This is a genomic window from Halogeometricum pallidum JCM 14848, from assembly GCF_000337095.1.
GTDB classification, from domain to species: domain Archaea; phylum Halobacteriota; class Halobacteria; order Halobacteriales; family Haloferacaceae; genus Halogeometricum; species Halogeometricum pallidum.
The window spans coordinates 12995-36988 of sequence record NZ_AOIV01000001.1 but is presented as its reverse complement, the minus strand read 5'-3'; the positions used below and the strand labels follow the sequence as shown (position 1 = coordinate 36988).

Genomic DNA, 23994 nt, shown 5'->3' with positions numbered 1-23994 from the left:
CGAAGGAGGCGAAGGCGGCGAAGGTGGAGAGGGCGGCGAAGGCGGCGAAGGTGGAGAGGGCGGCGAAGGAGGCGAAGGAGGCGAAGGCGGCGAAGGTGGAGAGGGCGGCGAAGGCGGCGAAGGTGGAGAGGGCGGCGAAGGCGACGATATCGAAGCGAACGGCGACGACGGAGGAGACGAGAGCGGCCGTCTGGACGCGTCGGCCGCCTCGGCGAGGTAACGTGCGCGCCCCGACGAACGGGTCGTACCCGTCCCCCGCACCCCGGTCAGCCACCTCGCTTAACCGTCCGCTCCGACAACGCTCGTCCGAATGAGCGAGTCGACGTTCGACCGCCGTACGGCGCTGAAGTCGCTCGTCGGGTTCGGCGTCGCGGGGATCCTGTTGTACGTGTTCGGTCGGGTCCTCGGGTGGAACTCGATCCTCTCCGCGCTGTCGAAGGCGGACCTGCTCCCCGTCGCCCTCGCCTGCGGGAGTTCGCTCGTCGCGCTCACCGCCTGGGCGAAGGGCTGGGACGTGGTGCTCTCGTCGCTCTCGGTGGAGATTCCGTACCGAGACCTCGTCCCGACGTACTACGCCGCGACGTTCGCCGACTACGTCACGCCGTTCGGCAAGGCCGGCGGCGGTCCGTTCGTCGCCGCGGTGCTGTCGGCGGACCACGAGGTGGGCTACGAGGAGTCGCTGGCCAGCGTCGTCACCACCGACTCGCTGAACCTCCTCCCGTTTTTCACCTTCGCGGGCGCGGGCGTCGTGGTGCTCGGCGTCACCGGCAGCGTCCCGACGAACGTACGCCCGCTGGTGTACGGACTCGGCGCTATCGCTGTGTGCGTCCCCCTGATCGCCTATCTCGTCTGGCGGGCCCGCGGGTGGGCGACGCGGCTGATAGCCCGCGTTCTGGACCCAATCGCCTCGCGGGTGGGGTTCGTCAACGCCGAGGGCATCGAAGAGCGGGTGGCTCGCTTCTTCTCGCTCATCGGCGAACTCGGGGAGCGCCGTTCGTGGGTGCTCGAAACCATCGCGTTCGCCTACGTCGGCTGGGTGTTCTTCGCCCTACCGCTGTGGCTGGCCGGGCGGGCGATGGGCGTCAGCCTGCCGCTCCAACTGGTCGCGTTCATCGTCCCGGCGAGTTCGATGGCGAGTCTCGTCCCCACCCCCGGCGGCCTCGGCGGCGTCGAAGCCGCCGTGACGGGGCTCTTGGTGGCGCTGGCCGGCGTGCCGACGCCGACGGCCGCGGCCATCGCGCTCCTCTATCGCGTCGCCAGCTTCTGGTTCGTACTGCCGCTGGGCGGCGGCGCGACGCTGTGGCTCACCTACCGGAACTGAACTGAATCAGATCCTCTCGTCCGGGTCGTGTTCGTTCGCGACTCGCTCGGCCTCCGCCGCGTAGCGCTCGCGCGTCTCGGGGTCGTCGACCGCTTCGAGGTTGTCGGGGTCCACGTCGCGGGCGGCGGTGACCGTCGAGGAGTCGACCACCTGCGCCGCGAGTTCTCGGCGGTACACTCGGTCGCCCTCCGGCGTCGCGTACGTGATGATAATCAGGTCGCGGTCGTTGTAATCGCGCTCGACGAACCAACAGCGGACGGTATCTGCCATATCACCGATTCGCGGGCGAACGGTTTCTACTCTGCGCCGGTTCGACCGCCGCGACCCGAGAATCGCCCGCCCGCCGACTGCCGGTGGGCGAACCCTTTACCCTCTATCTGTGGAGTGGTGACGCATGGCAACCAGCGACGTCGGAGCGGTGAAGCGGGCGCTGTTCGAGGATATCGACGCCGAACGGGAGCGGTTGCGGACGCTCGCCCGCGACATCTGGGACAACCCGGAGGTGGCGCTCCGGGAGTCCGAGTCGAGCGAACGACTCCAGTCGGTCCTGCGGGAGGAGGGCTTCGAGGTGGAGGCGGGCGCCGGCGGCATCGACACGGCGTTCGTGGCGCGGTACGGCGAGGAGGACCCCGTCGTCGGCACGATGGGCGAGTACGACGCGCTGCCGGGGATGAGCCAGCGCGCGACGGCCGAACGCGACCCCGTCGAACCCGGCGCGCCCGGCCACGGGTGCGGACACAACCTCTTCGGCGTCGGCAGCCTCGGCGGCGCCCTCGCGGTCAAGCGCGCCATCGAGCGCGGCGACCTCTCGGGGTCGGTCGTCTTCTTCGGCACGCCCGCCGAGGAGGCGGGCGGCGGCAAGGTGTACATGGTCCGCGACGGCGCCTTCGACGACGTGGACGCAATCGTCTCTTGGCACCCCGGCTGGTACAACGCGCCGAGCAAGGGCTCCTGTCTCGCCAACGACGGCTTCGATTTCACCTTCCGCGGGGAGACGTCGCACGCGGCCGCCGCGCCGGAGTCCGGGCGGTCGGCGCTCGACGCGGTCCAACTCATGAACACCGGCGTCGAGTACATGCGCGAACACGTCCCCGACGCCGCGCGAATCCACTACGTCGTCCGGAACGGCGGGGCGGCGGCCAACGTCGTCCCGGGCGAGGCCAGCGTCGAGTACATCGTCCGCGCACCCGAACGCGAGGAGGTAGAGCGCATCTCCGAGTGGGTGCGCGACATCGCCGGCGCGGCCGCGACGATGACTCGCACGGACCTCGACGCGACGAAGACGGCGGGGATGTACGGCGTCTTACCGAACCACGCCCTCGCCGACGCCGTCCGCGAGAACATGGACCTCGTGGACTTCCCGCTGGACGACGAGCAGGCGGCGTTCGCCGAGGACCTCCGCGAGACCCTCGGCGACGCCGAGGGGGCCCTCAAACAACTGCCCGAGTCCGAACGCGAGGCGGCCCGGGAGTCGGCGATGTTCTCTCGGCCCATCGACGCCCTCGACGAGGGGGAGGTCGGGTCCTACTCGACGGATTCGGGCGACGTGTCGTGGAACGTCCCGCTCGGCCGGTTCACGGCGGCGACGTGGGTCGTCGGCACGCCCGCGCACTCCTGGCAGGCCGTCGCGGCCGGGAGGGACCTCGGCACCGTCGGCATGGCGTTCGCCGCGAAGACCATCGCGGCGACGCTCGCGGACCTGCTCGGAGACGACGAACTCCGCGCTCGCGCCCGCGCCGAGTTCGAGGAGCGCTCGGCCGACCACGACTACGAGAGCCCCCTCCCCGAGGATGCCGACCCCTACGAACTCGTGAGCCGCTGAGCGGGGCCGTCCCGCCGGGAGTCGACCGGACCGACGGACTGCTGGTAGCCGAACGGTTTTGGGTCGCAGTCTCCGAGTTCGGTCATGGACCTCTCTCTCGTCGACCTCTCTCCGGTCCCCGAAGGCGGCACCGCCGCCGACGCCTACGCGAACACCGTCGAAACCGCGAAGCGCGCCGAGAAACTGGGTTACTCGCGCTTCTGGGTGGCCGAACACCACGGGATGGCGAGCACGCTCGCCGGGACGACCCCCGAGGTGCTGCTCGGCCGCCTCGCCGGCGAGACGGACGCGATTCGCCTCGGCACCGGCGCCGTCCTCCTGAACCACTACAGTCCGTTCAAGGTCGCCGAGGTGTTCGGCGCGCTGGACGGCCTCGCCCCCGGACGGGTCGACGCCGGACTCGGGCGGGCGAACGGGTCGCCGGCGTCCGACAGCGCCCTCGGCACCGAACGGCGCGTCGAGGACCCCGACGCGGACCACCGCGAGAAGATAGAGGCGGTCGTCAGCCACCTCTACGACGAGTATCCCGACACGCACGCCTACGCCGACCTGGAGATTCCGCGCTCGGGCGCCGAACCTCCGGCGCCGTGGGCCCTCGGTTCGAGTCCCTCCAGCGCGGCCATCGCGGGCGAACTCGGCCTCCCCTACTGCTTCGCGGCGTTCATCCGCCCGCAGTTCGCCGCCCACTCCATCGCGGAGTACCGCGAGCGGTTCGAGCCTTCGGGGTCGGCCGGCGGCGTCGACGAACCGAAGGTGATGGTCGCGCTGAACGCCGTCTGCGCGGAAACCGACGAGGAAGCGGCGCGTCGTCGTGCGGTGGCCGAAGCGTCCTACAAGCGGATGCGGCGCGGCGAGGTGGGCACCAGACCCTCCATCGAAGAATCGATAGACGAACTCGGCGGCGTCCCCAACCCCACGCCCGCGACCCTCGAGGACGACGAGTGGCCCCGAGCCATCTCCGGGAGTCCGGAGACGCTCGCCGGCCTGCTGGAGCAACTGTCGGACCGCGTCGGCGCCGACGAGATGATGATACAGCAGGTGGTCGCCGAACACGATCACGCGCTGGAGTCACACGAACTGCTGGCCGAGGCCGTCGGACTGGACGGTCGGTAACGGCGCCGCGATTCAGGCGCCGAACCGGAGGAACAGACCCGCTACGGCGAACAGCGCCAGCGCCGTCCCGCCGGTGAGCAGGACCGAGACGACGCCGACGCGAGCGGAGACGAACAATGCGAACGCGAGCGCACCGGCGCCGACGACGACGCATCCGCCCGCGACGCCGACGCGCCAACCCGAGACGTCCGTTCGCACGGCCAGCGTCCGGAGCACGCGGGAGACGACGGCGCCGGCCGCGCCGAGACCGGACAGGTACGCGGCGAACCAGAGCGGGTACCGCGTACCGGTCGACCCGAGCGTCGCCTCCAGCACGTCGAAGCCGACGACGAGGAGGTAGCCCGGAATCTGGGTCGGGTGGAAGGGGACGCGCATCAGCAGGTACAGGGCGCCGATGGCGGCGGTGCCCGCGACCCAGTCGCGGACGAACGCCAGAGGGGCCGCTCGGCGCACGGTCTCACACCACCGCGGCGCGGTCACGTCGGGCGAGCGTTCGGTCGAGGGGAGATTCGGCGCGGGCGGCGCCGACGAGCGGAGCGTCCATGTACGAGGCGACGGGGCCGGGCGAATTTACGTCACCGCGTGGCGTTCGTGACGGACCGCGTCGGTCACGCCGAGCGGTGTCGTTCGCGCGCCCTCGGTCGCTCAATGGCCCGCGACGACAGGGTTTTTTCTCCCGGTTTCGATACCCGTACCCGTGTCCGACGACGCGCGGTTCCTCGCGGACTCGCCCGACCGCCTGACGCTCCTCCTGCGCCTCTCGGAGGGGGCGGCGTCGCCGAGCGAACTCGCCGCCGACGGCCCGTCCTCGCGGCGGAGCGTCCAGCGGAACCTCGCGGAGTTCGCCGACCGCGGGTGGGTCGAAGGCGGCGGGGGGACGTACCGGCTGACCGTGACCGGCGCTCTCGTCGCCGAGGAACACGCGGCGTACGTCGACGCCCTCGACCGAATCGACGCCTTCGCGCCCCTCTTCCGGCACCTCCCGGACCGCGAGCACGCGCCGGACCCGGCGTGGCTCGACGACGCGGACCTCACCGTCGCGACGGACGAGGACCCGCAGGCGCCCGTCCACCGCTACGTCACGAGCGTGAAGCGCTTCGATACGAACCGGGTCCGGATGCTCTCGCCGGTGCTGAGCCGCCTGTTTCACGAGGCCCACGCGACGCTGGCCCTGCGCGGCGTTCACACCGAACTGGTCATGCCCGCGTCGACGGCCGAACGCGCCCGCGAGCGCAACCCGACGGAGTTCGCCGCCGTCGTCCGTTCGGGCGCCCTCTCGTTGTACCGCTGTCCCGATGCCTTCCGCGTCGGACTCGTCGTCGGCGACGACCGACTGCTGCTGGCCGCCTACGACGAGGAGGGTCAGTTGCGCGCACTCGCCGAGTCCGACGACTCGCGGTTTCACGCGTGGGCGACGGAACTGTTCGAGCGATACCGGGAGCGTTCCGAACGAGTGACCGGGTGAGGCTGCCGAACACCATCGCAGAATTTTCCGTTCGATATCGCGAAATAGAATATACGAACTGGATCAGCTCGGATTCGCCGAGGCCGGAGGGGCCCGGAACCAGTATCTTCAACTGGCATCGACGCAGAACTGCGGGTATGAGTCTGGAGATGGAACGCGACTGCCCCGAGTGCGACAGCAACGAGTTCTGGAAGACGGCGTACATGGAGATTCACCTCGGGAAGAAGACGAAGTGGCGCTGTAGCGACTGCGGGTTCGGGTTCATCCAGATAGACGGCGACATCCGCACGGCGTAGGCCGGTTCCTTCTTTCGACGGCGCGCCGAGAGCGGTGCCCTCGAAACGGAGCGGACGTTACTCGCCGTCCGCGTCCAGCGCTCGCCACGACAGACGGGGTTCGCGCGCGGCGCTCACCTGGTCGATGCGCCGCGCCGTCGTCTTCGAGGGCGCGTTCGCCAGTTCCTCGTCGGAGTCGGCCATCGCGGCGTTGAACGCGTGCGCCAGGTCGTCCAGCGAGTCGCGGTTCTCCACCTCCGTCGGTTCCGTGAGCATCGCCTCGGGGACGAACTCGGGCCACTTCGTCGTCGGCGGGTGGACGCCGTAGTCGAGCATTCGCTTTGCGACGTCCGCGGCGTCCCTGTCGCCGGCGGTGGCCGCGAACTCGTGGTGGAACGGCTCGTACGGCACCTCGTAGTCCAGTTGCGAGGCGAGGTAGTTCGCGTTCAGGACGGCCTTCGCGGAGGAGTCCGCCAGTCCCTCGTCGCCGAGGCGGGCGATGTAGGCGTACGCCTTCACGAGGACGAGCCAGTTGCCCTGGTAGCCGTGGACTTTGCCGATCGACTCCTCGGGGTCGAACAGTTCGTAGTTACCGCCGCGTTCGCGGACGCGGGGACTCGGGAGGTACGGGGCGAGTTCCTCGACGACGCCGACGGGGCCGGCGCCCGGTCCGCCGCCGCCGTGCGGGGTGGCGAACGTCTTGTGCACGTTGTAGTGCATGATGTCGAAGCCCATATCGCCCGGGCGGCCGCGCCCGAGGAGGGCGTTGAGGTTCGCGCCGTCGTAGTAGAGCAGGCCGCCGACGTCGTGAACCATCTCCGCGATGTCGACGATGTCCCGTTCGAAGAGGCCTACCGTGTTCGGGTTGGTGAGCATCAGGGCGGCCGTGTCCTCCGAAAGCGCGGCCTCGAGGGCGTCCACGTCGACGCGGCCGTCCTCGTCGCTCGGGAGTTCGACGACGTCGTAGCCGGCCATTGCGGCCGACGCGAAGTTCGTCCCGTGCGCGGAGGCGGGGATGACCACCTCGCTCCGGTCGTTACCGTTCGCCTCGTGGTACGCCTTCGCGACGAGGATGCCCGCGAACTCGCCCGCCGCACCGGCGGGCGGTTGGAGCGTCACGGCGTCCATCCCGCCGATGCGCGCGAGGTAGTCCTGCAGGTCGTAGAGCAGTTCCAGCGACCCCTGCACGCTCCGCGCGGAGCGGTCGGGGTGGACCGCCGCGTTCGGGTCGGCGGCCACGTCCTCGGTGAACGAGGGGTTGTACTTCATCGTACAGGACCCGAGCGGGTACGGTCCGCTCTCGACGCCCCAGTTCATCTGCGAGAGGCGCGTGTAGTGGCGGGCGAGTTCGGGTTCCGAGAGGTCGGGCAGTTCCACCGCGTCGCGGGTCAACTCGTCCGGCAGCGGCGAGTCCTCTTCGTCTATCTCGACCCGCGTCGCGTTCTTTTCGGCGAGGAGCGGTTCGTACTGGTCGTCGCGCGAGTAACGCGCTTGGTCGTAATCCATGTTACAAGACCTCCTCGAACGCCGCGACCAACTCGTCGGTCTTCGAGGCGTTCAGGTCGGTGACGCATACCTGTAGTTCGTGCTCTCCGACGACGTGGACGGCGAAGCCCTCTTTCTCCAAATCGGAGGCGATGGCTTCGGCCGGTTGGTCGGTGTGGGCGACGAACTCCCGGAAGTGGTGTCGGTCGTGGACGGGCGCTTGGACGCCGTTCAGGTCGCTCAACTCCGCCGCGAGCGACTCGGCGTCGGTGACACAGCGTTTCGCGAGGTCGACGAGTCCGTCCGGACCGAGGGACGCGACGTGCATCGCCGTCCGGAGGGCGACCCACGCCTGGTTCGTGCAGATGTTCGAGGTGGCGCGCTCCTTGCGAATGTGCTGTTCGCGCGTCTGCAGCGTCAGCGTGTAGGCGCGCCTGCCGCCGGCGTCCTCGCCGGCGCCGACGAGTCGTCCCGGCACCTGTCGGAGAAACTCCTCGCGGGTAGCGAACAGGCCGAGGCCCATTCCGTACGAGGTGGGCATCCCGAGGGCGTCCGCCTCGCCGACGACGACGTCGGCGCCGACGCTCGCGGGTTCTTCGAGGAGTCCGAGCGCGACGATGTCCGTGCCGAGACAGAACAGCGTGTTCGCGTCGTCCGCGATATCACCGATTTCGGACAGGCGCTCCTCGATGGCGCCGCGGACCGTCGGGTTCTCGGCGTACACCATCGAGGTATTCTGGTCTACCCGTTCGGCGAGGGCGTCGACGTCGACGTTGCCGTCGTCCATCGGGTACGTCTCGACGGTGAGGGCCGTCCCGGAGACGTAGTTGTCGAGGACGCTCCGCTTGCCCGCGTGGAGCGTCTCCGGGACCAGCACGCGGGTACCGGAGACGCGGCGGACGCGGTTCGAGAGGCGCGCCGCCTCCGCCAGCGCCGTCGCGGCGTCGTACATCGAGCAGTTCGCCACGGGGAGGCCGGTGAGTTCGACCAGCATCGACTGGTACTCGAACAGCACCTGCAGGAACCCCTGCGTTATCTCGGGTTGATACTGCGTGTAGGAGGTGAGAAACTCCGAACGGCGCGAGATGTCGTCGACCAGCGACGGCACGTAGTGGCCGTGGTGGCCGCGCCCGAGGAACTCGGTGAGCCGTCGGTTCCTGGCGAACGTGTCCGACAGTTCGGTTCGAAGTTCCCGCTCTCCGCGCGCTTCGATGCCGAACTCGCCGTCGAATCGAACGTCTTCGGGGATGTCGAACAGCGACTCCTCGTCGTCGGCGCCGACGGCGTCGAGCATCGCGGCCGTCTCCGCGTCGGTGTGGGGTGCGTAGGGGCTTCCGCGCGTCATTCGGTCTGGTCGCGGTACTCCTCGGGCGAGAGCAGTTCGTCGAACTCGTCGGCGTCCGACACCTCGACTTCGAGCATCCATCCCTCGCCGTAGGGGTCCTCGTTGACGAGTTCCGGCCGGTCGAACAGTTCCTCGTTCACGTCGACCACCGTCCCGGAGACGGGGGCGTAGAGGTCGGAGACGGCCTTGATGGACTCGACGACGCCGAACTCCTCGCCCCTCGTCATCTCGTCACCCTCCGCGGGGAGTTCGACGAAGACGACGTCGCCCAGTTCGTCCTGCGCGAAGTCGGAGATGCCGACGGTGGCCGTCTCGCCGTCGGTGGTTGCGTACTCGTGCGATTCCAGATACTTGCGGTCTTCGGGTACTTCGAACATTGTTAATCCTCCAAGAAGGGCGTGCTGACTACCTTCGCGCGCTTTTCCTGCTCCCGGACGGCGACGCGGAGGCGCGTGCCGGGTTCCGCGTGCTCGACGGGGACGTAGCCGAGTGCGATTGGTTCGTTCAGGGTGGGACTCATCGTTCCGCTGGTGACGTGGCCGACGACGTGTCCGTCGTCGTCGACGACGTCGTAACCGTGTCGGGCGACGCCGCGGTCGAGCAGTTTCAGCCCGACGAACTTCTCGTCGACGCCCTCCTCGTAGACGGCTTCGAGGGCGTCGCGGCCGACGAACTCCGTGTCGAGTTTCACCGTGAAGCCGACGCCGGCCTCGTAGGGGTCGCGAGGCTCCGTCTCGGGGTCGAAGTCCTGCCCGGAGAGCAGGAATCCCATCTCGATTCGGAGCGTGTCGCGCGCGCCGAGGCCGCACGGCGTGCAGTCGTGGTCGTCGACGAACGCGTTCCACACCGTCTCGACGTCGTCCCACGGACAGAGTATCTCGAACCCGTCCTCGCCGGTGTATCCGGTGCGGGCGACCCACGACCGGGCGCCGACGACGTCCGCGTAGTGTGCCTCGAACTTCGGGAGGTCGGCGGCGTCCCCGTCGGACGCGGCCGCGACGGCGTCCCCGGCGTCGGGACCCTGCACGGCGAACATCGCCCACTCCTCGGTGACGTCGTTTACCTGCGCGTCCAACCCCCACTCGTCGCGGTGGACCGTCCACCGTTCGTGCATCTGGGCGTCGTGTCCGGCGTTCGGGATGAACAGGTACCGCTCCCCCGCTTCGTCGGGGAGGCGATAGACGACGGTGTCGTCCAGAATCGTTCCCTCCTCGTTCGTTATCATCGCGTACTGCGAGTCGCCGGGGTTGAGGCGCGTCACGTCGTTCGTGGTGAGTCGCTGCATCAGCGTCGTCGCGTCCGGACCGGACACCTCCACCTCGCCCATGTGCGAGACGTCGAAGATGCCGACCGATTCGCGGACGGCCGCGTGCTCTGTCCGTATCGAGTCGAACTCGACCGGCATGTCCCACCCACCGAACTCCGTGAACTTGGCATCACGGGCCGCGTGAGCCTCGCGCAACGGCGGTTTGCGAAGGGCCATATCTCCGAGTTGGTTCGGGCGAAGTAATGCTTTGGTATGTCGGTTCGGCGTTCCGGCGGACGGCCGTACTCCTCCAATAAATCACATACTGCGATAGCAAATGCGGTTCGGTCGGTGTTCGGACGGCGCGCGGTTCGAACGCGCCGACCAGCCCGGTCGCCTCGGTCGCGAGGAAGGGCCGACGACGATGCTCGCGACGCGGCGGCGACGCGGAGGGCGCCCGTTCGCCCGACTGCACGCCCCCCCTCTCCACGAGACGACCGCTATCGCGCCGGCGGTCGTCACGAAGAATCCGGTGAGGAAGCCGACACCTTCGACGGTCGACCGGAGGCGACGCAGGAGCGCCGTACCGAGCGCCTCCCGCCCCGCAACCGCCCCGTCGAGGAACACGAGGACGCGTCTTCAACGTCCGACCCGCCGGGTCGACTGATAGGGCGGTCCGGCCCGTCGGAGAGAAAGCCAACGCTGCCTCGCCACGCCCGTTTCCGGCCCGCGGGCTACCCGGTCCAGACGGCGATAGCCGCCGGAACCACCGCCTCGGCGGGGTCGAACACCCCCGTCGACTTCTCGGCGAGAGGGAGTTCGACGGCGAAGACGCTCCCCTCCGGCCCCGTCTCGCGGAGTTCGACCGTCCCGTCGTACCGTTCGGTCAGCGTCCGAACCAGATAGAGCCCGAGGCCATGGTTGCTCGACCGGACGTCTCCTTCGAATATCGCGTCGCGTTTGGCCTCGGGCACGCCGGGACCGTCGTCCGCTATCGTGACGAGAGCCGTCTCGTCGGTCGTCTCGACCGACACGGAGACGGTCGGACGGTCGCCGTCGTGGTGTTCGACGGCGTTGTGCAGGAGGTTCGAGAACACCCGCGAGAGGAGGCCGTCGGCCCGCACGAACACGTCGTCGGGGACGGCCGTTCGGACGTCGGCCCGGGGGTCGCGCACCCGCAGTTCGGCGAGTCGGTCGGCCAGCATCGCCGAGAGGTTCACGGCCTCGAGTTCGTCGGGTTCCTCGGTCGCTTCGAGCAGCACCCGCACGTCGTCGATGACATCGGTGAGACTCCGACTCTGCCGGCGGATGACTTCGAGTCGGTCCGCGGCGAGTTCGTCGGGGTCGTCATCGATGAGCAGCTCGCTGTACCCCTCGATGACGTTGGCCGTGTTCAACACCTCGTGCCGGAGGAGGCTGTTGAGATAGCCGAACCACCGGCGCTGGGACTCCACGTGCTTGGTGTGGGCGGTTTCGCGTTCGGCGACGCGGGCGCGCCGGACTGTGCGCGCCTCGATGCCGCCGACGAGGAGTCCGCCCACCGCCCCGAAGACTGCCGTCCCGCGGGCCCACCCGAGGTTGGCTCTGAATCCCTCGGCCGGCCAGATAGCGATCATCACGAGGTTGAGCGAGCAGAAGACGACGAGTCCGCCGAGACACCAGCGGACGACGCGCCGGTACTGGTCGGGTTCGATGTCGCTCCGCCGGAGCCAGTAGCCGCCGTAGCTGATTCCGAGCGCCGGAAGTCCGTTGAACAGGAGCGTGAACGCGTAATCCGTCGTCAGTGGTTCTGTCGGATAGAGAGTCTCCATTACTACCCACTCGCCGACGATGGCGAGCACGAACAGATACCCCAATCCGACGAGTAGCCGCGGTCCCTTCGTCGCTCCCTTACCCCCTCGTGTGTTTCGTTCCATATGTCTCCTGCCCCCGTATCGTCCGATAGCCGCCCGCTTTCGCCGCTCGAATGTCTCGTTTCGAGACGTTATCTATACATATGACTTCTCTATTATCATACTATCTGTAAGAGGCCAGATAAATACCAGGGACGGGAACAGTCGAGTTCTGCGACAAATCAAAATACGCGAAAACAGAGTTATACCGACGGACGTCCAATAAGTTACTATGATTGTAGCAAATTCTCCCAACCGAGACGCCCACGCTGCTGATGACCACCGCCGAACGGCTACCTTCGCCGACATGGACCGTTTGATGCGAACCGTCTGATCGGCTGATAGTCGTCAATTCGGGCGTTCGTACCCGGGGAACCGTTTTGTCCTCTCGAATCCATCTAGATAGCTGAGCGTCGCGAACCGGGTCCGCTTTGCGGGCGCCGCCGCCGACGCGTTTCCACTCATGAGCGACAAACCACACCAGAACCTGGCCATCATCGGACACGTCGACCACGGGAAGTCCACACTCGTCGGTCGACTCCTGTTCGAGACGGGAAGCGTCCCCGAACACATCATCGAACAGCACCGCGAGGAGGCGGCCGAGAAGGGTAAATCCGGCTTCGAGTTCGCCTACGTCATGGACAACCTCGCCGAGGAGCGAGAGCGCGGGGTGACCATCGACATCGCCCACCAGCGCTTCGACACGGAGAAGTACTACTTCACCATCGTGGACACGCCCGGTCACCGCGACTTCGTGAAGAACATGATTACGGGCGCCTCGCAGGCCGACCACGCCGTTCTCGTGGTCGCCGCCGACGACGGCGTCGCCCCGCAGACCCGCGAACACGTCTTCTTGGCCCGCACGCTGGGTATCGAGACGCTCATCATCGCGGTCAACAAGATGGACACCGTCGACTACAGCGAGAACACCTACAACGAGGTCAAAGAGGAGGTGCAGGAGCTACTCACGCAGGTCCGCTTCGACAGCGACGACGCGCGCTTCATCCCCATCTCGGCGTTCGAGGGCGACAACATCGCCGAACGCTCCGCAAACATGGACTGGTTCGACGGTCCCACCGTGCTGGAGGCGCTGAACAACCTCCCGGAGTCGTCACCGCCGACGGACGCCCCCCTGCGCGTCCCCATCCAGGACGTCTACACCATCTCCGGCATCGGCACCGTCCCCGTCGGGCGCGTCGAGACGGGCGTACTGAACGTCGGGGACAACGTCTCGTTCCAACCGTCGGACGTATCGGGCGAGGTGAAGACCATCGAGATGCACCACGAGGAAGTCGACAGCGCCGGCCCCGGCGACAACGTCGGGTTCAACGTCCGCGGCATCGGCAAAGACGACATCCGCCGCGGGGACGTGGCCGGCCCCGCCGACGCCCCGCCCTCGGTCGCCGAGACGTTCAAGGCGCAGATCGTCGTGATGCAGCACCCCTCGGTCATCACCGCGGGCTACACGCCGGTCATCCACGCGCACACCGCCCAAGTGGCCTGCACGTTCGAGTCCATCGACCAGAAACTCGACCCCGCGTCGGGCGAAGTCGCAGAGGAGAACCCCGACTTCATCAAGGCCGGCGACGCGGCGGTCGTGACCCTGCGCCCGCAGAAACCGCTGGTGCTGGAACCCTCCTCGGAGATTCCCGAACTCGGCTCCTTCGCCGTCCGCGATATGGGTCAGACCATCGCGGCCGGCAAGGTGCTCGAAGTTCACGAGCGGTAGTCGGTCGATTTCGGACCCCGCGACTTCGTTTTCCTTCGACGCAGCGTTCCGCGGGAGCGGCGAGCGACGCCGCCGCGACCACGTACCGGCCCCTCCTCACGCCGAACTCGCGGCGGTGGTCTCCGCCGAGAGCGTCGCGTTCACGACGAACCCGAGCATGATGACGACGGCGGCGAGGTAGAGGCTCGTAAGCACGAGCAGGACGACGCTGAGAACGCCGAACACCGCGTACGCGGCCGCGTTCGCGATGTAAAAGCGGAGGGTAGCGAGCAACACCGTCCATCCGAGAGCGGCGGTGACGGCCCCGGGGAGCGCCGCCGTCGGTGAGGGGAGTTCGCTCGTCGGGACGTAGTACAGGGGGAGGAGCACGACCGAGAGCGCGACGAACAGGAAGCCGAGGCCGGCCGCGGCGGGCACGGCGCTGGGTAGGAGGACGAAGAGCGTGCTCGCGGCGACGACCGCCGCGACGCTCAGTCCGACCGACCCGAGGACGGCGACCACGTCGACGAGTCGACCCCCCGCCGACTCGTGGGCGGCGTCCTCGACGCGAGCGACCACGGTCTCGAAGCCGGCGGTGACGTTCGCCGCGTTCCAGACGAGGACGACGACGGCGAACAGCGTCGCGCCGGCCTTCCCGGTGGAGTTCGACAGCGCCCGCGACACCAACTGCTGCGCCTGCGGGGTGAGAAAGTGAGCCGTCGCGTTCCGGACCGGTTCGACGACCGGCTTCCCGACGGCGACCAACAGCAGCACTAACACCGGGAGCAGCGAGGCGAACGCGTAGTACGCCAGCGCCGCCGCCGGATACTGTATCCGGTGCTCGTACGACGACGCTGCGACGGCCCGTACCGTCTCGACGGCGGTGTCCGGTCGTGACACACCGGCCCTAGCGGAAGCGGCCTGAAAACGCTGTGCCGTCGTCGGGACCGTCCGGTCGCTCGAATCGTTCGTCGTTCGCGCGCCGTCGGCGGTGACTCGACGTTACGGGTTCGCAGAACGGAAGCGAGGGAGCGAACGCACCAGGCGGGATGTGCACGCTCCCTCGGAGGTATCGGGAGGGACGGTCGGTTACAGACAAACGTGGAACGTCGGCGGACGTTCCGGTGGCGGTACGACGGGGACCACTCGTGGTTGAGTTCGACTCGTTCGATTCGTTCGTTTTCTCACCCACCTGCGGCCGCGTCTCCGGCCGCGTCGTTTCGAAGATACACGCCGTCGGCGCGCCATCCGTCCCCTCGGGCGCCGGCCCGCGTCAACTCCATCGTGACGGGCGCTCCCGCCGGGAGTCCGGCGAGTCGCTCGCGGAGCCCCTCGCGAGCGTACTCGACCACGTGGTAGGTCGCGTTCGTCTCGTGGGTTCGCAGGGTCAACGCGCCGTGAGCGTTCATCTCACCGACGACGGTGAACGTTTCCCCAGTCTTTGCCACACTCATTCATACGTCATCAACTTGTGTGCGAGATAGGTAGATAAAAATAGCTCATAAGGGGTATATAGTGTACATACGTCGTAATATAATCTGTATAACCGTCCGTTCGTCGCGTCGTTCGGAACGAGAGGAACGGGCGTCGAACGCGCACCGGAACCGCGCTCCGCGAATCAGCGGGGTTATTCTGGCTCGGACGAAACGAACGCGCATGGACCGCTCGCGACGGGATTCCGGGGACGATGACGCCCCGGAAGCCGAGACGGGGGACGCCGCCGGGGTCGCCGGCGACGCCGCCCGCACCGACGCCGCCGACGACCGCACCGACGATAGCGCTCGATCCGCCGACGCCCCGCGCGTCGCCCTGTTCGTGGACGGGCCAAACGTCCTCCGCGACGAGTTCGAGGTGGACTTAGACGACGTGCGCGAGGCGGCCGCCGCCTTCGGCCGGCCCGCCGCCACGCGCCTCTACCTCGACGAACACGCCACTCCGGGGCTGATTCAGGCCGCCGAGGCGCGCGGCTTCGAGGTGGTCGTCACCAGCGGCGACGTGGACGTGCGCCTCGCCGTCGACCTGACCCGGTTCGCCGTCGAGGGTCGCGCGGACGTCGTCGCCGTCGCCTCCCGCGACACGGACTTCAAGCCCGCCGTCGAGACGGCCAACGCCTACGGCCTGCGAACCGTGGCAATCGCGCCCGGCGCGTTCGGCCGGTCCGACGCCCTCCGGAACGCCGCGACGGAGAGCGTCACCCTCGGCGACGACGAGGAGGGGCCGTCGATGGTCGGCTACGACGAGTAGCGAGCGACGGCCGACTCCGGGCCGCGGGCCGAGAGCGACCACTCTTTTACTCGGACCGCCCGACCCCGACGTATGGAACAGTTGGGTACGCCGGTCCTCGACGACCACTTACATCTCGACCCGACCCACGGTCGGGGTATCGACGCCGTCCGCGACTTCGCGCGCCTCGGCGGCACGCACCTCCTGGTGGTAAACCGCCCGTCGTGGCACTTCGGCATCGAGGTCAGCGAACGCGAGGACTTCCGCCCCGTCTTCGAGGAGACCATCGACGTCGTCGCGGAGGCGACCGAGGAACTGCCGGGGCGAGCGTGGCCCGTCCTCGGCGTTCACCCCGGCCTCGTCTCCCGCCTCGTCGACGAACGCGACCTCTCCGCGGACGAGGCGCGCGACGTGATGCGCTCGGGACTGGACCTCGCGGCCGAGTACGTCCGCGACGGCGCCGCCCTCGGTCTGAAGTCGGGGCGGCCGCACTACGAGGTCGCCGACGAGGTGTGGGAGGCGTCGAACGACGTGATGCGGCACGCCTTCGACCTCGGCGCGGACCTCGACTGCGCCGTCCAACTCCACACCGAGTCGACGGAGGACCTCACCGAGGTGGCCGAGTGGGCCGCGGACGCCGGGATGACGCCGAAGAAGGTGGTGAAACACTACGCGGCGGGGCGACTCGCGGGGCCGACGCCGAGCGTGATGAGCGAGAAGGACCGCATCGAAACCGCGGCCGAACGCGGGGATCCCTTCCTGATGGAGACGGACTTCGTCGACGACGTCGACCGACCGGGAGCGGTCCTCGGCCCGAAGACGGTGCCGCGCCGGGTGCGGTGGATGCTGGAGGAGGGGTGGGACGACGCCGTGGAGACGGCGCACGTCGAAACCCCGCGTGCCGTGTACGGCATCGACACCCGCGGGACGCTGGAGCGGTGACGCCCGCTCGGTACGATGGAGGCTCGCTCGCTCTCCGTGACGCGCGTATACGCCTGATTCGGCGCCGTCGGCGCTCGTACCCGTCGCTGGCGTACGGTCCCCGGAACCCGCGGATATAGGAAAGGCATTTGAACGACCACCGGGATGGTTGAGACATGACCGAGGCAGAGGAGACCTACTACACGAGAGAGCGTTGGCAGAACTGGATTTCGCGCGTCGAGGAGGAGGAACTCGACCCGGAGAACGAGGACTCCGCCCGACTGCTCTTGAACTTACAGGACGACGCCGCCATCGCGGTGGCGAAGATCGTCTCCGCCCACGAGGAGGGGACCCTCTCCGAGGACGCCGCCCTCGAAGAGATAGAGGGCGTGCGCGAAATTGTCCTCTCGGACCCCACCTTCGAGGGCGACGACGTCGAAGAGAAGGTGATGCTCATCGACGGCGTCCAGACGAGCCTCGTCTGCGTCTTCTACGCCGCCGAGGAGTACATCGCCGCCGGCCCCGCCGAGAAAGTCCCCCTCGAAGAGTACGTGCAGGTGGCCGCCGAGGCCGAACAGGAGGAGGACCTGGACGCCGCGCTCGGCTACCTCGTGCAGGCGGGCACGCGCATCATCGAGGGCGACGAACTCGACATGTCCGTCGCCGAAGAGATCGAGTACGGGCTCGTCTCCGAGTGGCTCAACGGCCTCGACAGCCTTCAGAGCGCCATGAGCGACCCCGAAGTCGTCGAAGAAGAAGACGAGTAAGGGGCCATCGGATGCCCTTCGCCGGGCGTCGCGCGCCCGCGCCTCTCGCCGGTCTCCAGAGGAATACTTTTATCTGACAGTCATACAATCCTATGTATGGACTTTGGGGGGGATGACCGGGGGGTCACCGTTCAGATCGGAGCGGTGCTGTTGTTCGGGTTTCTCGTCGTCTCGCTGTCGATGTACCAGGCGACGGTGGTCCCACAGGAGAACGAACGCGTCGAGTTCCGACACAACCAGCGCGCGGTGAGCGATATGCAGGAGGTGCGCAACGGCATCCTGCGGACGGCCTCGACGGGGTCATCGGTGCCCGCCTCGGTCGAACTCGGGACGGAGTATCCCGCGCGGGCGATGTTCGTCAACCCCTCGCCGCCGGGCGGAACGCTCTCGACGTCGCCGCTCGGATCGATGTCGTTCCGGAACATCACAGCCGACGATACGACCACGGCGGCGGGCGACTACCGCGACGTCGCCGACTTCTGGAACGAGACGCACCGGTATCCGACGAAATCGCTCGCCTACCGACCGTCGTATCACGAGCTTCGGAACGCCCCGACGACGGTGTACGAGAACGGCGTCCTCTACAACCGCTTCGACCGGGGGAACGAGACGGTCATCCTCCCGAGGACCGGACAGACGCTCGTCTCCGGCGAACGCATCTCCGTCGTGACGCTGACCGGCAATCTCTCGCGCGGCGGGTCCAGAGCGCTCGCCGTCGACCCCGAGGTGGTGAGTCAGTCTTCCCGGACGATGTCGGTCACGAACAGTTCGACCGGTCCGCTCACCATCGTCGTACCGACTGATCTCTCCGAGAGCGACTGGCGGAAACTGCTGCGGGACTCCGGCGAGATGCACGGCGACGGCGACGGACACGTCCTCGCCGTGTCCGAGGGGGCGTCCCCGGGAACCGTCGAACTCACGCTCGAACCGGGAGTGACCTACCAACTGAGCGCCTCGCGGGTGCGCGTCGGATCGGGGTCCGAGGACTCCGAGGCGGCGTACCTGACGGGCGTCGGGGGAATCGACGCCGGCCTCCGGGCGGGCGAGCACGCGGCGTTCGTCGTCGAGGTACGCGATAAATACAACAACCCCGTATCCGTCCCGAGCACGCTGAACAGTTCGGCAACGGACGGGCGGATTCGCGGACCGTTCGCGGACGAACCGGGTCGGTACCGCTTCGTCTACGAAGCGCCCGAAGAGGGTGGAACCGAGACAATCAACGTCAGTTACCTCTCTGACCCGTCGAGTCCGTCGTTCGATCCCGAGAGACCGGAGAACGTGCAGTACACCGTACGCGTGTACTCCGACGGCAGTAGCGGCGACGGGTACGTAGAGGGAGACGGGCCCCTCTCGGTGGTCGAGGGAAGCGGACTGGGCAAGGCGAATTACGGGTCGGACAGCGGCGTCCAGTTCGTACTCCGAAACGACGGGTCGACCGCCGCCGAGATAACGGGCGTCTCCGTCGACTCGACGACGAGATCCAGCGTCCGGCAACTCTACGAGACGAACGGCGGAAAGGGGGACGGCCAGTACGAGGTGTACTTCGACGTGAACGACGACGGCCAGAACGACCCGGAGGCGAACGACGGGTGGTACGAGGCCGGTGACGACAGCGGCGACGAGTACGCCCTCGGTTCGGGTATCGAGTCGCTCACCTCCCGCGCTACCCTCGGGGCGGACGAGGAGACGACCGTCTACTTCTACGAGTTCCAGAACAACGGCGGGCACGGTCAGGACGTGGGGGACCACGACGTGACCGTGACCGTCGAGTACGAAATCGACGGGACGACGTACGCGGAGACGTTCACCGTCACCGCAACCGATCCCTACTGAGCGGAAAATCCGAGGAGTAGTCGAGTCCAAGCGGCACCTCCTCGGCGTCGTCGCGGTCGTCACCGACCCGCCGCGGAACGGTTGGTTCCCCCGAACTCGGTTCGACAGATGACGTAACACCTCATCGACAAACCCATATGGCCGGGCTTCGGAATGAAGAACCATGACAGCCGTCGGCATCGACGCCATCGAGATATGGACGGGCAAGCTGAGACTCGACCTGCCGAACACGTTCGCGCCGGCGATGGGCGAGGACCCCGAGAAGTACACGAAGGGGCTCGGTCTCGAATCCTCGTCGTTCCCGGACGTGTACGAGGACATCGTCACCATGGGGGCGAACGCGGCCAAGCGCCTGATGGACCGCAAGGGGCTGACGCCCGACGACATCGGGCGCATCGACGTGGCCACCGAGTCGGCGTTCGACAACTCGAAGCCCGTCTCGACGTACATCGCGGGCTGCCTCGAACAGGTGTACGACGGCGACTTCCACCACGCGAACAAGGGCGAACGGAAGTTCGCCTGCCTCGCCGGCACCCAGAGCATCGACGACGCCTACAACTGGATCAAGGCGGGCCGCAACCGCGGCCTCGGCGCCCTCGTCATCGCCACCGACACCGCCCTGTACGAACGCGGGGACCCGGGCGAGGCGACGCAGGGCGCCGGCGCCGTCGCCATGCTCATCACCGAAAATCCCTCCATCGTCGAACTCTCGACCGAGCAGGGCTACGGCAGCGCCGACGAGACGGACTTCCTGAAGCCGAACCAGCAGTTCCCGAGCGTCGACGGCAAGCGCTCCGTGCAGGTGTACCTCGCGCGGATGCGCGAGGCCCTCGAGGACTACGAGTCCGTCTCGGGCGACACCCACCCCGACGACTTCGAGTACATCCCGTTCCACACGCCGTTCCCGGGGATGGTCCGGAAGGCGGCCGTCCTCGGCTACCGACACATGACGCGCGACACCGACGTCGAGGAGGAACTCGCCGAGGAGATCGGGATGCAACCCCGCGAGGAGGCGTACGACACCCGAGAGGACTACGAGGAGGCCATCCGCGCCTACATGGACGAACTGAAGGAGACCGACCACTACCGGGAGTGGTACGGTCGGACCATCGAACCGACGCTGGAGATATCGCGCAACGTCGGCAACTGGTACACGGGGTCGGTCCACATCGCCCGCCTCGCGGCGCTCCGCGACGCCCTCGAATCGGGCCACGACCTGACCGGCAAGCGGTTGCTCGTCGGGTCGTACGGCTCCGGCGCGCAGGCGGAGATTCACGCCGAGACGGTCGTCGAAGGCTGGGAAGAACACGTCGAGAACATCGAGGTGGACGACCAACTCGCCCGCCGGTACGACATCTCCTACGACGAGTACGAACTCGTCCACGACGTGCACAACCACGAGAAAGAGACCGACGTCGACCGGTTCAGCCCCCCCGAGTCGGAGTTCGTCTTCACCGGATGGGGACGGATGAACGAACGCCGCTACGACTACATAGAGTAGCTGAACATCCGCGGCGACGGCATCCCCCCCTCGCGCGGCCCATCCGTCGCGCCGTCGACTTCAGTCCGTGAAGTCGCCCCGGCAGCTTTTATCTATCACGGTTTTACACGCCGACGGTACGTGACCGGTAATACTCCCGCCGAGACGTCCGCCAGGGAAGAGACGGCGGACGACGGGAACTCGGAGTCGGACGAATCGCATCTCCGAACGGCCGCCCGCGACGTCGCGCGCCACTGGCAGGCCGCGGCGTTCGCCGTCGGCAGTCTGGCCGTCGCCTACTGGGCGGCGTTCCTGCAGCCGTCGGTGTCGCCGAAGTGGTACGTCCCCATCATGCTGGGATACGCGGCGCTCGCGGTCGGATACATCCTCGTCACCGAGGAGTTCTCGCTCAATCAGGAGTCGAGGAACTCGAACGCGTAACTCAGTCGTCGGCGGCGACCGGACGGCCCCGCTCGAGGTCGGCCGCGAGTCCGTCGGCGTCGACCCCGAACGTCACTTCTTCGAGGCGGCAGGCGTACGCCGCGTAGTGGTTGCCGTCGGCGTCGTAGCGCGTCTTCTGCGCCAGCAGGTCGCGGCGTTCGAGCGCTTCGAGTCGCCGGTAGACGGTCGGTTTCGACACGTCGCACGCGGCGGCGAGTTCTCTCGCGGAACGCGGACGTTCGCTGGTGTGCACGAGTATCTCCCGGACCGACTGGTCGCCCAACAAATCGAGTAACCCCCCCGCGTCAGCGTGTGGCACGGGTTCACGCACGGGTGATGCACACAAGAGTCCGGCGGCCTCCGCTCGGCGGCGAGGTGGGGGCGGACGCGACGACGAGTCGGGGAGAAGAGTAGGGAGGCTTACGAGAGAGTGCGCAGGTCTTCGAGCATCGCGTCGAGGTCGCGGTTCGAGATGGCGAGCGAGAAACCGTCGATGCCCGCGAGGGCGGCGGCGTGCTCCCAGAGGTCCTCCTCCTCCAACCCGTGGAGGATGACGGCGTTCGGCGTCGGGTTCACGACGCGCATCGCCACGAGCGGCGACTCCCCGCGGCTGACGTGCGTGAACACGAGCGCGCGACTCGTCGACTGGCCGTACAGGCGGTAGAACTCCTCGGAGGAGAGGCGCGTGATGGCCTCGATGCTGTTGATGACCGTGTGGCCGCTCACCTGATCGTGGTCGCCGCGGACGAGTTCGGTCGCGTCCATCACCTCGTATAGGCGTTCCAGCGGCACCGAGGTGGGGTACTCGCGGAGGTCCTGGACGATGTCGCTCTCGAACCCCGCGGAGATGACGCGGGCGTACTGCCGGATGCGACTGCCGCCGCGCGACTCGTCGATATCGAGGAGCGCCTCCACCATCCGGCGGACGACGCCGATGCCGGGGCTCTCGCGCCGCCCGCTCTCGTAGTCGGAGATGACCGACGACGACACGTCGAGTTCCTCGGCGAGCACGGTCTGGGAGATGTCGAAGTCCGTGCGCCACTTGCGGAGCGTCGCACCCGCGTCGTCGCTCAGCGTTATCTCGCCGGCGATGCGTCGCGCGAGTTCGTCGCGCGGAACGTCCGTCATCGGGACCCTCCCGCGCCTCGGTCGTACCGGTCCATTCTACTGCCCTCTGCGCGACTGCGACGCAAAAGAATATCGAAAGTGGGGTTCGACGAACGACGAGCGACCGGGCGGGAAGGTTAAGAGCTCCTCCGCGTCACTCACGGCCATGCCGTCCACCGTCGTCCACCTCGCGATAGCCGGACTCGTCGGGGCCGCCCTCCTGGGCGAGGAGTTCGACCGGCGGAGCGCGCTCGTCGTCTTCGGCTTCACCGCCCTCCCGGACCTGGACGTGCTGGCCGAACCGGTGCTGCCGGGCGCGCACCGCTCGCTCGGACACACGCTGTTGCTCCCGGCGTTCGTCTTCGCCGTCCTCCTCTGGGACACCCGGCGCGGCGCCGCCTCCGCGCTCCGCCGCCGCTACGGCGTCCGGGGACTGAAGGTGGCGTGGGTGGGCGCGTTCTGCCTCCTCGGAGCCGGCATCCTCCCGGACCTGTTTCTCGGCGGCGTCAACGCCCTGTACCCCCTCCACGACCGCTTCTACGTGTTCAACGGGGAGTTGTACTACTCCACCGACCGGGGATGGGTGCAGACGTTCGTCGACCTCTCCCCCCCGGAGCCGAAACCGACGCGGACGACGGCCAACTTCCGGTTCCGAACGGTGCTGGACGCCGCGCCTACGCGCGGGGTGGAGCGAACCGTCGAGGAGGGCCGCGTCGAACGGCTCTTCCCGGTGGCGATGGCTGGATTCCGCTTCGCCTTGGTTCTCGTCTCGACCGTCGTGGTGGCGATTCGGCTGGGCGGCGGCCGGTCGCTGGCGCGACTGCTCGGCGAGTAGCCGCGCGGTATCGGCGCGTTCTTGTCCCTCTCCGCCGACGACGAACCGATGACCGACGCGACGATCCGACCGTACGAGAGAGACGACGCCGAGCGATTGTGGCAACTGAAGCGCGGCTTCGAACTCGGCATCGGAGAGGATACCGGTCCCGCCGACAAGGCGGAGGCGTACGAGGCGAAACTCACCGACGGCTACCGGGAGCGATGGCTCGACTGGGTGGACCGCTGCGTCGACGAGGACGCGGCGTGCGTGAACGTCGCCGTTGCCGGCGCGGAGTCCGAAACGGCGGACGCCGAACTCGTCGGCTACTCCTTTCTGCTCCCCGAGTCGCTGTCGTTCGTGTGGGACGCCGCCGTCCTCAACGAGATATTCGTCGCCCCCGAGCGTCGGGGGTCGGGCGTCGCCGACGGCCTGATGGACGCCGCCGTCGACTGCGCCCGCGAACAGGACCTCCCGCTGGACCGGATGGTACTGGACGTGGACCGCGAGAACGACCGGGCGCAGTCGTTCTACGAGCGCTACGGGTTCGAACACTGGGGCGAGATGGTCGCACGCGACCTGTAGTCACTCCCGCGATTCGACGACCCGAACCGAGTCGTCGGCGCCGCCCACCTCGCGCCACTCCTCTTGTGAAACGCTGTAGCGCGCCTCGTCGCGCACGTCGCCGTCCGCGAGGGGGAGGCCGCGTCGAATCACGCCCTCGAAGCGGCCGCCC

General features: G+C 67.9%; 27 protein-coding genes. 14 read left to right on the top strand and 13 right to left on the bottom strand.

Annotated features, from left to right (window positions below):
• On the bottom strand, nucleotides 1–274 hold a 274-nt coding region (locus C474_RS22260), incomplete at its 3' end, for a hypothetical protein (RefSeq protein ID WP_008382783.1).
• 36 nt (nucleotides 275–310) lie between these two features.
• On the opposite strand from C474_RS22260, the gene C474_RS00190 reads away from it, so the two are divergent.
• On the top strand, nucleotides 311–1321 hold the full coding sequence (locus C474_RS00190; protein WP_008382781.1) for a lysylphosphatidylglycerol synthase transmembrane domain-containing protein: 1011 nt from the start codon (nucleotides 311–313) through the stop codon (nucleotides 1319–1321).
• Nucleotides 1322–1327: 6 nt separating this feature from the next.
• Here the strand turns inward: C474_RS00190 and C474_RS00185 are convergent, their stop codons facing one another.
• The gene (locus C474_RS00185; RefSeq protein ID WP_008382779.1) at nucleotides 1328–1591 is read right to left on the bottom strand and encodes a hypothetical protein; all 264 of its coding nucleotides are present in this window, start codon (nucleotides 1589–1591) and stop codon (nucleotides 1328–1330) included.
• A gap of 124 nt (nucleotides 1592–1715) precedes the next feature.
• Here C474_RS00185 and C474_RS00180 point away from each other — a divergent pair, with 124 nt between their 5' ends.
• Together C474_RS00180 and C474_RS00175 are read left to right on the top strand one after the other, a co-directional pair.
• Nucleotides 1716–3143, top strand: a complete 1428-nt coding sequence (locus C474_RS00180) for an amidohydrolase (RefSeq protein WP_008382778.1) — start codon at nucleotides 1716–1718, stop codon at nucleotides 3141–3143.
• 84 nt (nucleotides 3144–3227) lie between these two features.
• Nucleotides 3228–4256: an LLM class flavin-dependent oxidoreductase gene (locus tag C474_RS00175; RefSeq protein ID WP_008382776.1), complete on the top strand. Its 1029-nt coding sequence runs from the start codon at nucleotides 3228–3230 to the stop codon at nucleotides 4254–4256.
• 12 nt (nucleotides 4257–4268) lie between these two features.
• On the opposite strand, the gene C474_RS00170 is transcribed toward C474_RS00175, so the two are convergent.
• Nucleotides 4269–4709: a hypothetical protein gene (locus C474_RS00170; protein ID WP_152421567.1), complete on the bottom strand. Its 441-nt coding sequence runs from the start codon at nucleotides 4707–4709 to the stop codon at nucleotides 4269–4271.
• Nucleotides 4710–4953: 244 nt separating this feature from the next.
• Between C474_RS00170 and C474_RS00165 the strand changes: the two genes are divergently transcribed.
• Complete coding sequence (locus C474_RS00165) at nucleotides 4954–5721, top strand: helix-turn-helix transcriptional regulator (RefSeq protein ID WP_008382772.1); 768 nt, start codon at nucleotides 4954–4956, stop codon at nucleotides 5719–5721.
• Between the two features lie 137 nt (nucleotides 5722–5858).
• Nucleotides 5859–6017, top strand: a complete 159-nt coding sequence (locus C474_RS22460) for a DUF7838 family putative zinc beta-ribbon protein (RefSeq protein WP_008382771.1) — start codon at nucleotides 5859–5861, stop codon at nucleotides 6015–6017.
• A 57-nt stretch (nucleotides 6018–6074) separates the two neighbouring features.
• Here the strand turns inward: C474_RS22460 and gcvPB are convergent, their stop codons facing one another.
• From gcvPB to C474_RS00140, 5 genes are all read right to left on the bottom strand, one after another.
• A complete protein-coding gene (gene gcvPB, locus C474_RS00160) occupies nucleotides 6075–7502 on the bottom strand; it encodes an aminomethyl-transferring glycine dehydrogenase subunit GcvPB (RefSeq protein ID WP_008382768.1) in 1428 nt (475 codons plus the stop codon).
• A 1-nt stretch (nucleotide 7503) separates the two neighbouring features.
• Entirely contained in the window at nucleotides 7504–8826 is a 1323-nt protein-coding gene (gcvPA, locus tag C474_RS00155) for an aminomethyl-transferring glycine dehydrogenase subunit GcvPA (RefSeq protein ID WP_008382767.1), read from the bottom strand.
• On the bottom strand, nucleotides 8823–9203 hold the full coding sequence (gcvH, locus tag C474_RS00150) for a glycine cleavage system protein GcvH (RefSeq protein WP_008382764.1): 381 nt from the start codon (nucleotides 9201–9203) through the stop codon (nucleotides 8823–8825). Before gcvH ends, gcvPA begins: the two co-directional genes overlap by 4 nt.
• Before the next feature lie 2 nt (nucleotides 9204–9205).
• The gene (gcvT, locus tag C474_RS00145) at nucleotides 9206–10309 is read right to left on the bottom strand and encodes a glycine cleavage system aminomethyltransferase GcvT (RefSeq protein ID WP_008382763.1); all 1104 of its coding nucleotides are present in this window, start codon (nucleotides 10307–10309) and stop codon (nucleotides 9206–9208) included.
• Between the two features lie 497 nt (nucleotides 10310–10806).
• The gene (locus C474_RS00140; protein WP_083861924.1) at nucleotides 10807–11988 is read right to left on the bottom strand and encodes a sensor histidine kinase; all 1182 of its coding nucleotides are present in this window, start codon (nucleotides 11986–11988) and stop codon (nucleotides 10807–10809) included.
• A 439-nt stretch (nucleotides 11989–12427) separates the two neighbouring features.
• Between C474_RS00140 and tuf the strand changes: the two genes are divergently transcribed.
• Nucleotides 12428–13693 carry a translation elongation factor EF-1 subunit alpha gene (tuf, locus tag C474_RS00135; RefSeq protein ID WP_008382758.1) on the top strand — a complete coding sequence of 422 codons (1266 nt, stop codon included), beginning with the start codon at nucleotides 12428–12430 and terminating at the stop codon, nucleotides 13691–13693.
• 96 nt (nucleotides 13694–13789) lie between these two features.
• Here the strand turns inward: tuf and C474_RS00130 are convergent, their stop codons facing one another.
• A complete protein-coding gene (locus C474_RS00130; protein ID WP_008382757.1) occupies nucleotides 13790–14572 on the bottom strand; it encodes a YhjD/YihY/BrkB family envelope integrity protein in 783 nt (260 codons plus the stop codon).
• A 284-nt stretch (nucleotides 14573–14856) separates the two neighbouring features.
• Nucleotides 14857–15126 (bottom strand): hypothetical protein, encoded by a 270-nt coding sequence (locus C474_RS00125; RefSeq protein ID WP_049916608.1) that lies wholly within the window; start codon nucleotides 15124–15126, stop codon nucleotides 14857–14859.
• Nucleotides 15127–15328: 202 nt separating this feature from the next.
• Here C474_RS00125 and C474_RS00120 point away from each other — a divergent pair, with 202 nt between their 5' ends.
• From C474_RS00120 to C474_RS00095, 6 genes are all read left to right on the top strand, one after another.
• Entirely contained in the window at nucleotides 15329–15916 is a 588-nt protein-coding gene (locus C474_RS00120) for an NYN domain-containing protein (RefSeq protein ID WP_008382754.1), read from the top strand.
• Between the two features lie 72 nt (nucleotides 15917–15988).
• Nucleotides 15989–16837, top strand: coding sequence for a TatD family hydrolase (locus tag C474_RS00115; RefSeq protein WP_008382752.1), 849 nt, complete (start codon nucleotides 15989–15991; stop codon nucleotides 16835–16837).
• Nucleotides 16838–16992: 155 nt separating this feature from the next.
• Entirely contained in the window at nucleotides 16993–17583 is a 591-nt protein-coding gene (locus C474_RS00110; RefSeq protein WP_008382750.1) for a DUF2150 family protein, read from the top strand.
• A 96-nt stretch (nucleotides 17584–17679) separates the two neighbouring features.
• Entirely contained in the window at nucleotides 17680–19416 is a 1737-nt protein-coding gene (locus C474_RS00105; protein WP_049916607.1) for a hypothetical protein, read from the top strand.
• 163 nt (nucleotides 19417–19579) lie between these two features.
• Nucleotides 19580–20917 (top strand): hydroxymethylglutaryl-CoA synthase, encoded by a 1338-nt coding sequence (gene hmgB / locus C474_RS00100; RefSeq protein ID WP_008382745.1) that lies wholly within the window; start codon nucleotides 19580–19582, stop codon nucleotides 20915–20917.
• 120 nt (nucleotides 20918–21037) lie between these two features.
• Complete coding sequence (locus tag C474_RS00095; protein ID WP_008382743.1) at nucleotides 21038–21337, top strand: hypothetical protein; 300 nt, start codon at nucleotides 21038–21040, stop codon at nucleotides 21335–21337.
• Between the two features lies 1 nt (nucleotide 21338).
• Here C474_RS00095 and C474_RS21830 read toward each other — a convergent pair whose 3' ends face one another.
• A complete protein-coding gene (locus tag C474_RS21830) occupies nucleotides 21339–21656 on the bottom strand; it encodes an ArsR/SmtB family transcription factor (protein WP_085944926.1) in 318 nt (105 codons plus the stop codon).
• A gap of 101 nt (nucleotides 21657–21757) precedes the next feature.
• A complete protein-coding gene (locus C474_RS00085; protein WP_008382739.1) occupies nucleotides 21758–22465 on the bottom strand; it encodes a helix-turn-helix domain-containing protein in 708 nt (235 codons plus the stop codon).
• A gap of 145 nt (nucleotides 22466–22610) precedes the next feature.
• On the opposite strand from C474_RS00085, the gene C474_RS00080 reads away from it, so the two are divergent.
• Together C474_RS00080 and C474_RS00075 are read left to right on the top strand one after the other, a co-directional pair.
• Nucleotides 22611–23279 carry a metal-dependent hydrolase gene (locus tag C474_RS00080; RefSeq protein WP_085944924.1) on the top strand — a complete coding sequence of 223 codons (669 nt, stop codon included), beginning with the start codon at nucleotides 22611–22613 and terminating at the stop codon, nucleotides 23277–23279.
• 48 nt (nucleotides 23280–23327) lie between these two features.
• Nucleotides 23328–23843 carry a GNAT family N-acetyltransferase gene (locus C474_RS00075; protein WP_049916606.1) on the top strand — a complete coding sequence of 172 codons (516 nt, stop codon included), beginning with the start codon at nucleotides 23328–23330 and terminating at the stop codon, nucleotides 23841–23843.
• Here the strand turns inward: C474_RS00075 and C474_RS23240 are convergent, their stop codons facing one another.
• Nucleotides 23844–23975 carry a hypothetical protein gene (locus tag C474_RS23240; RefSeq protein WP_008382732.1) on the bottom strand — a complete coding sequence of 44 codons (132 nt, stop codon included), beginning with the start codon at nucleotides 23973–23975 and terminating at the stop codon, nucleotides 23844–23846. It lies immediately after the preceding gene.
• Nucleotides 23976–23994: the final 19 nt, after the last annotated feature.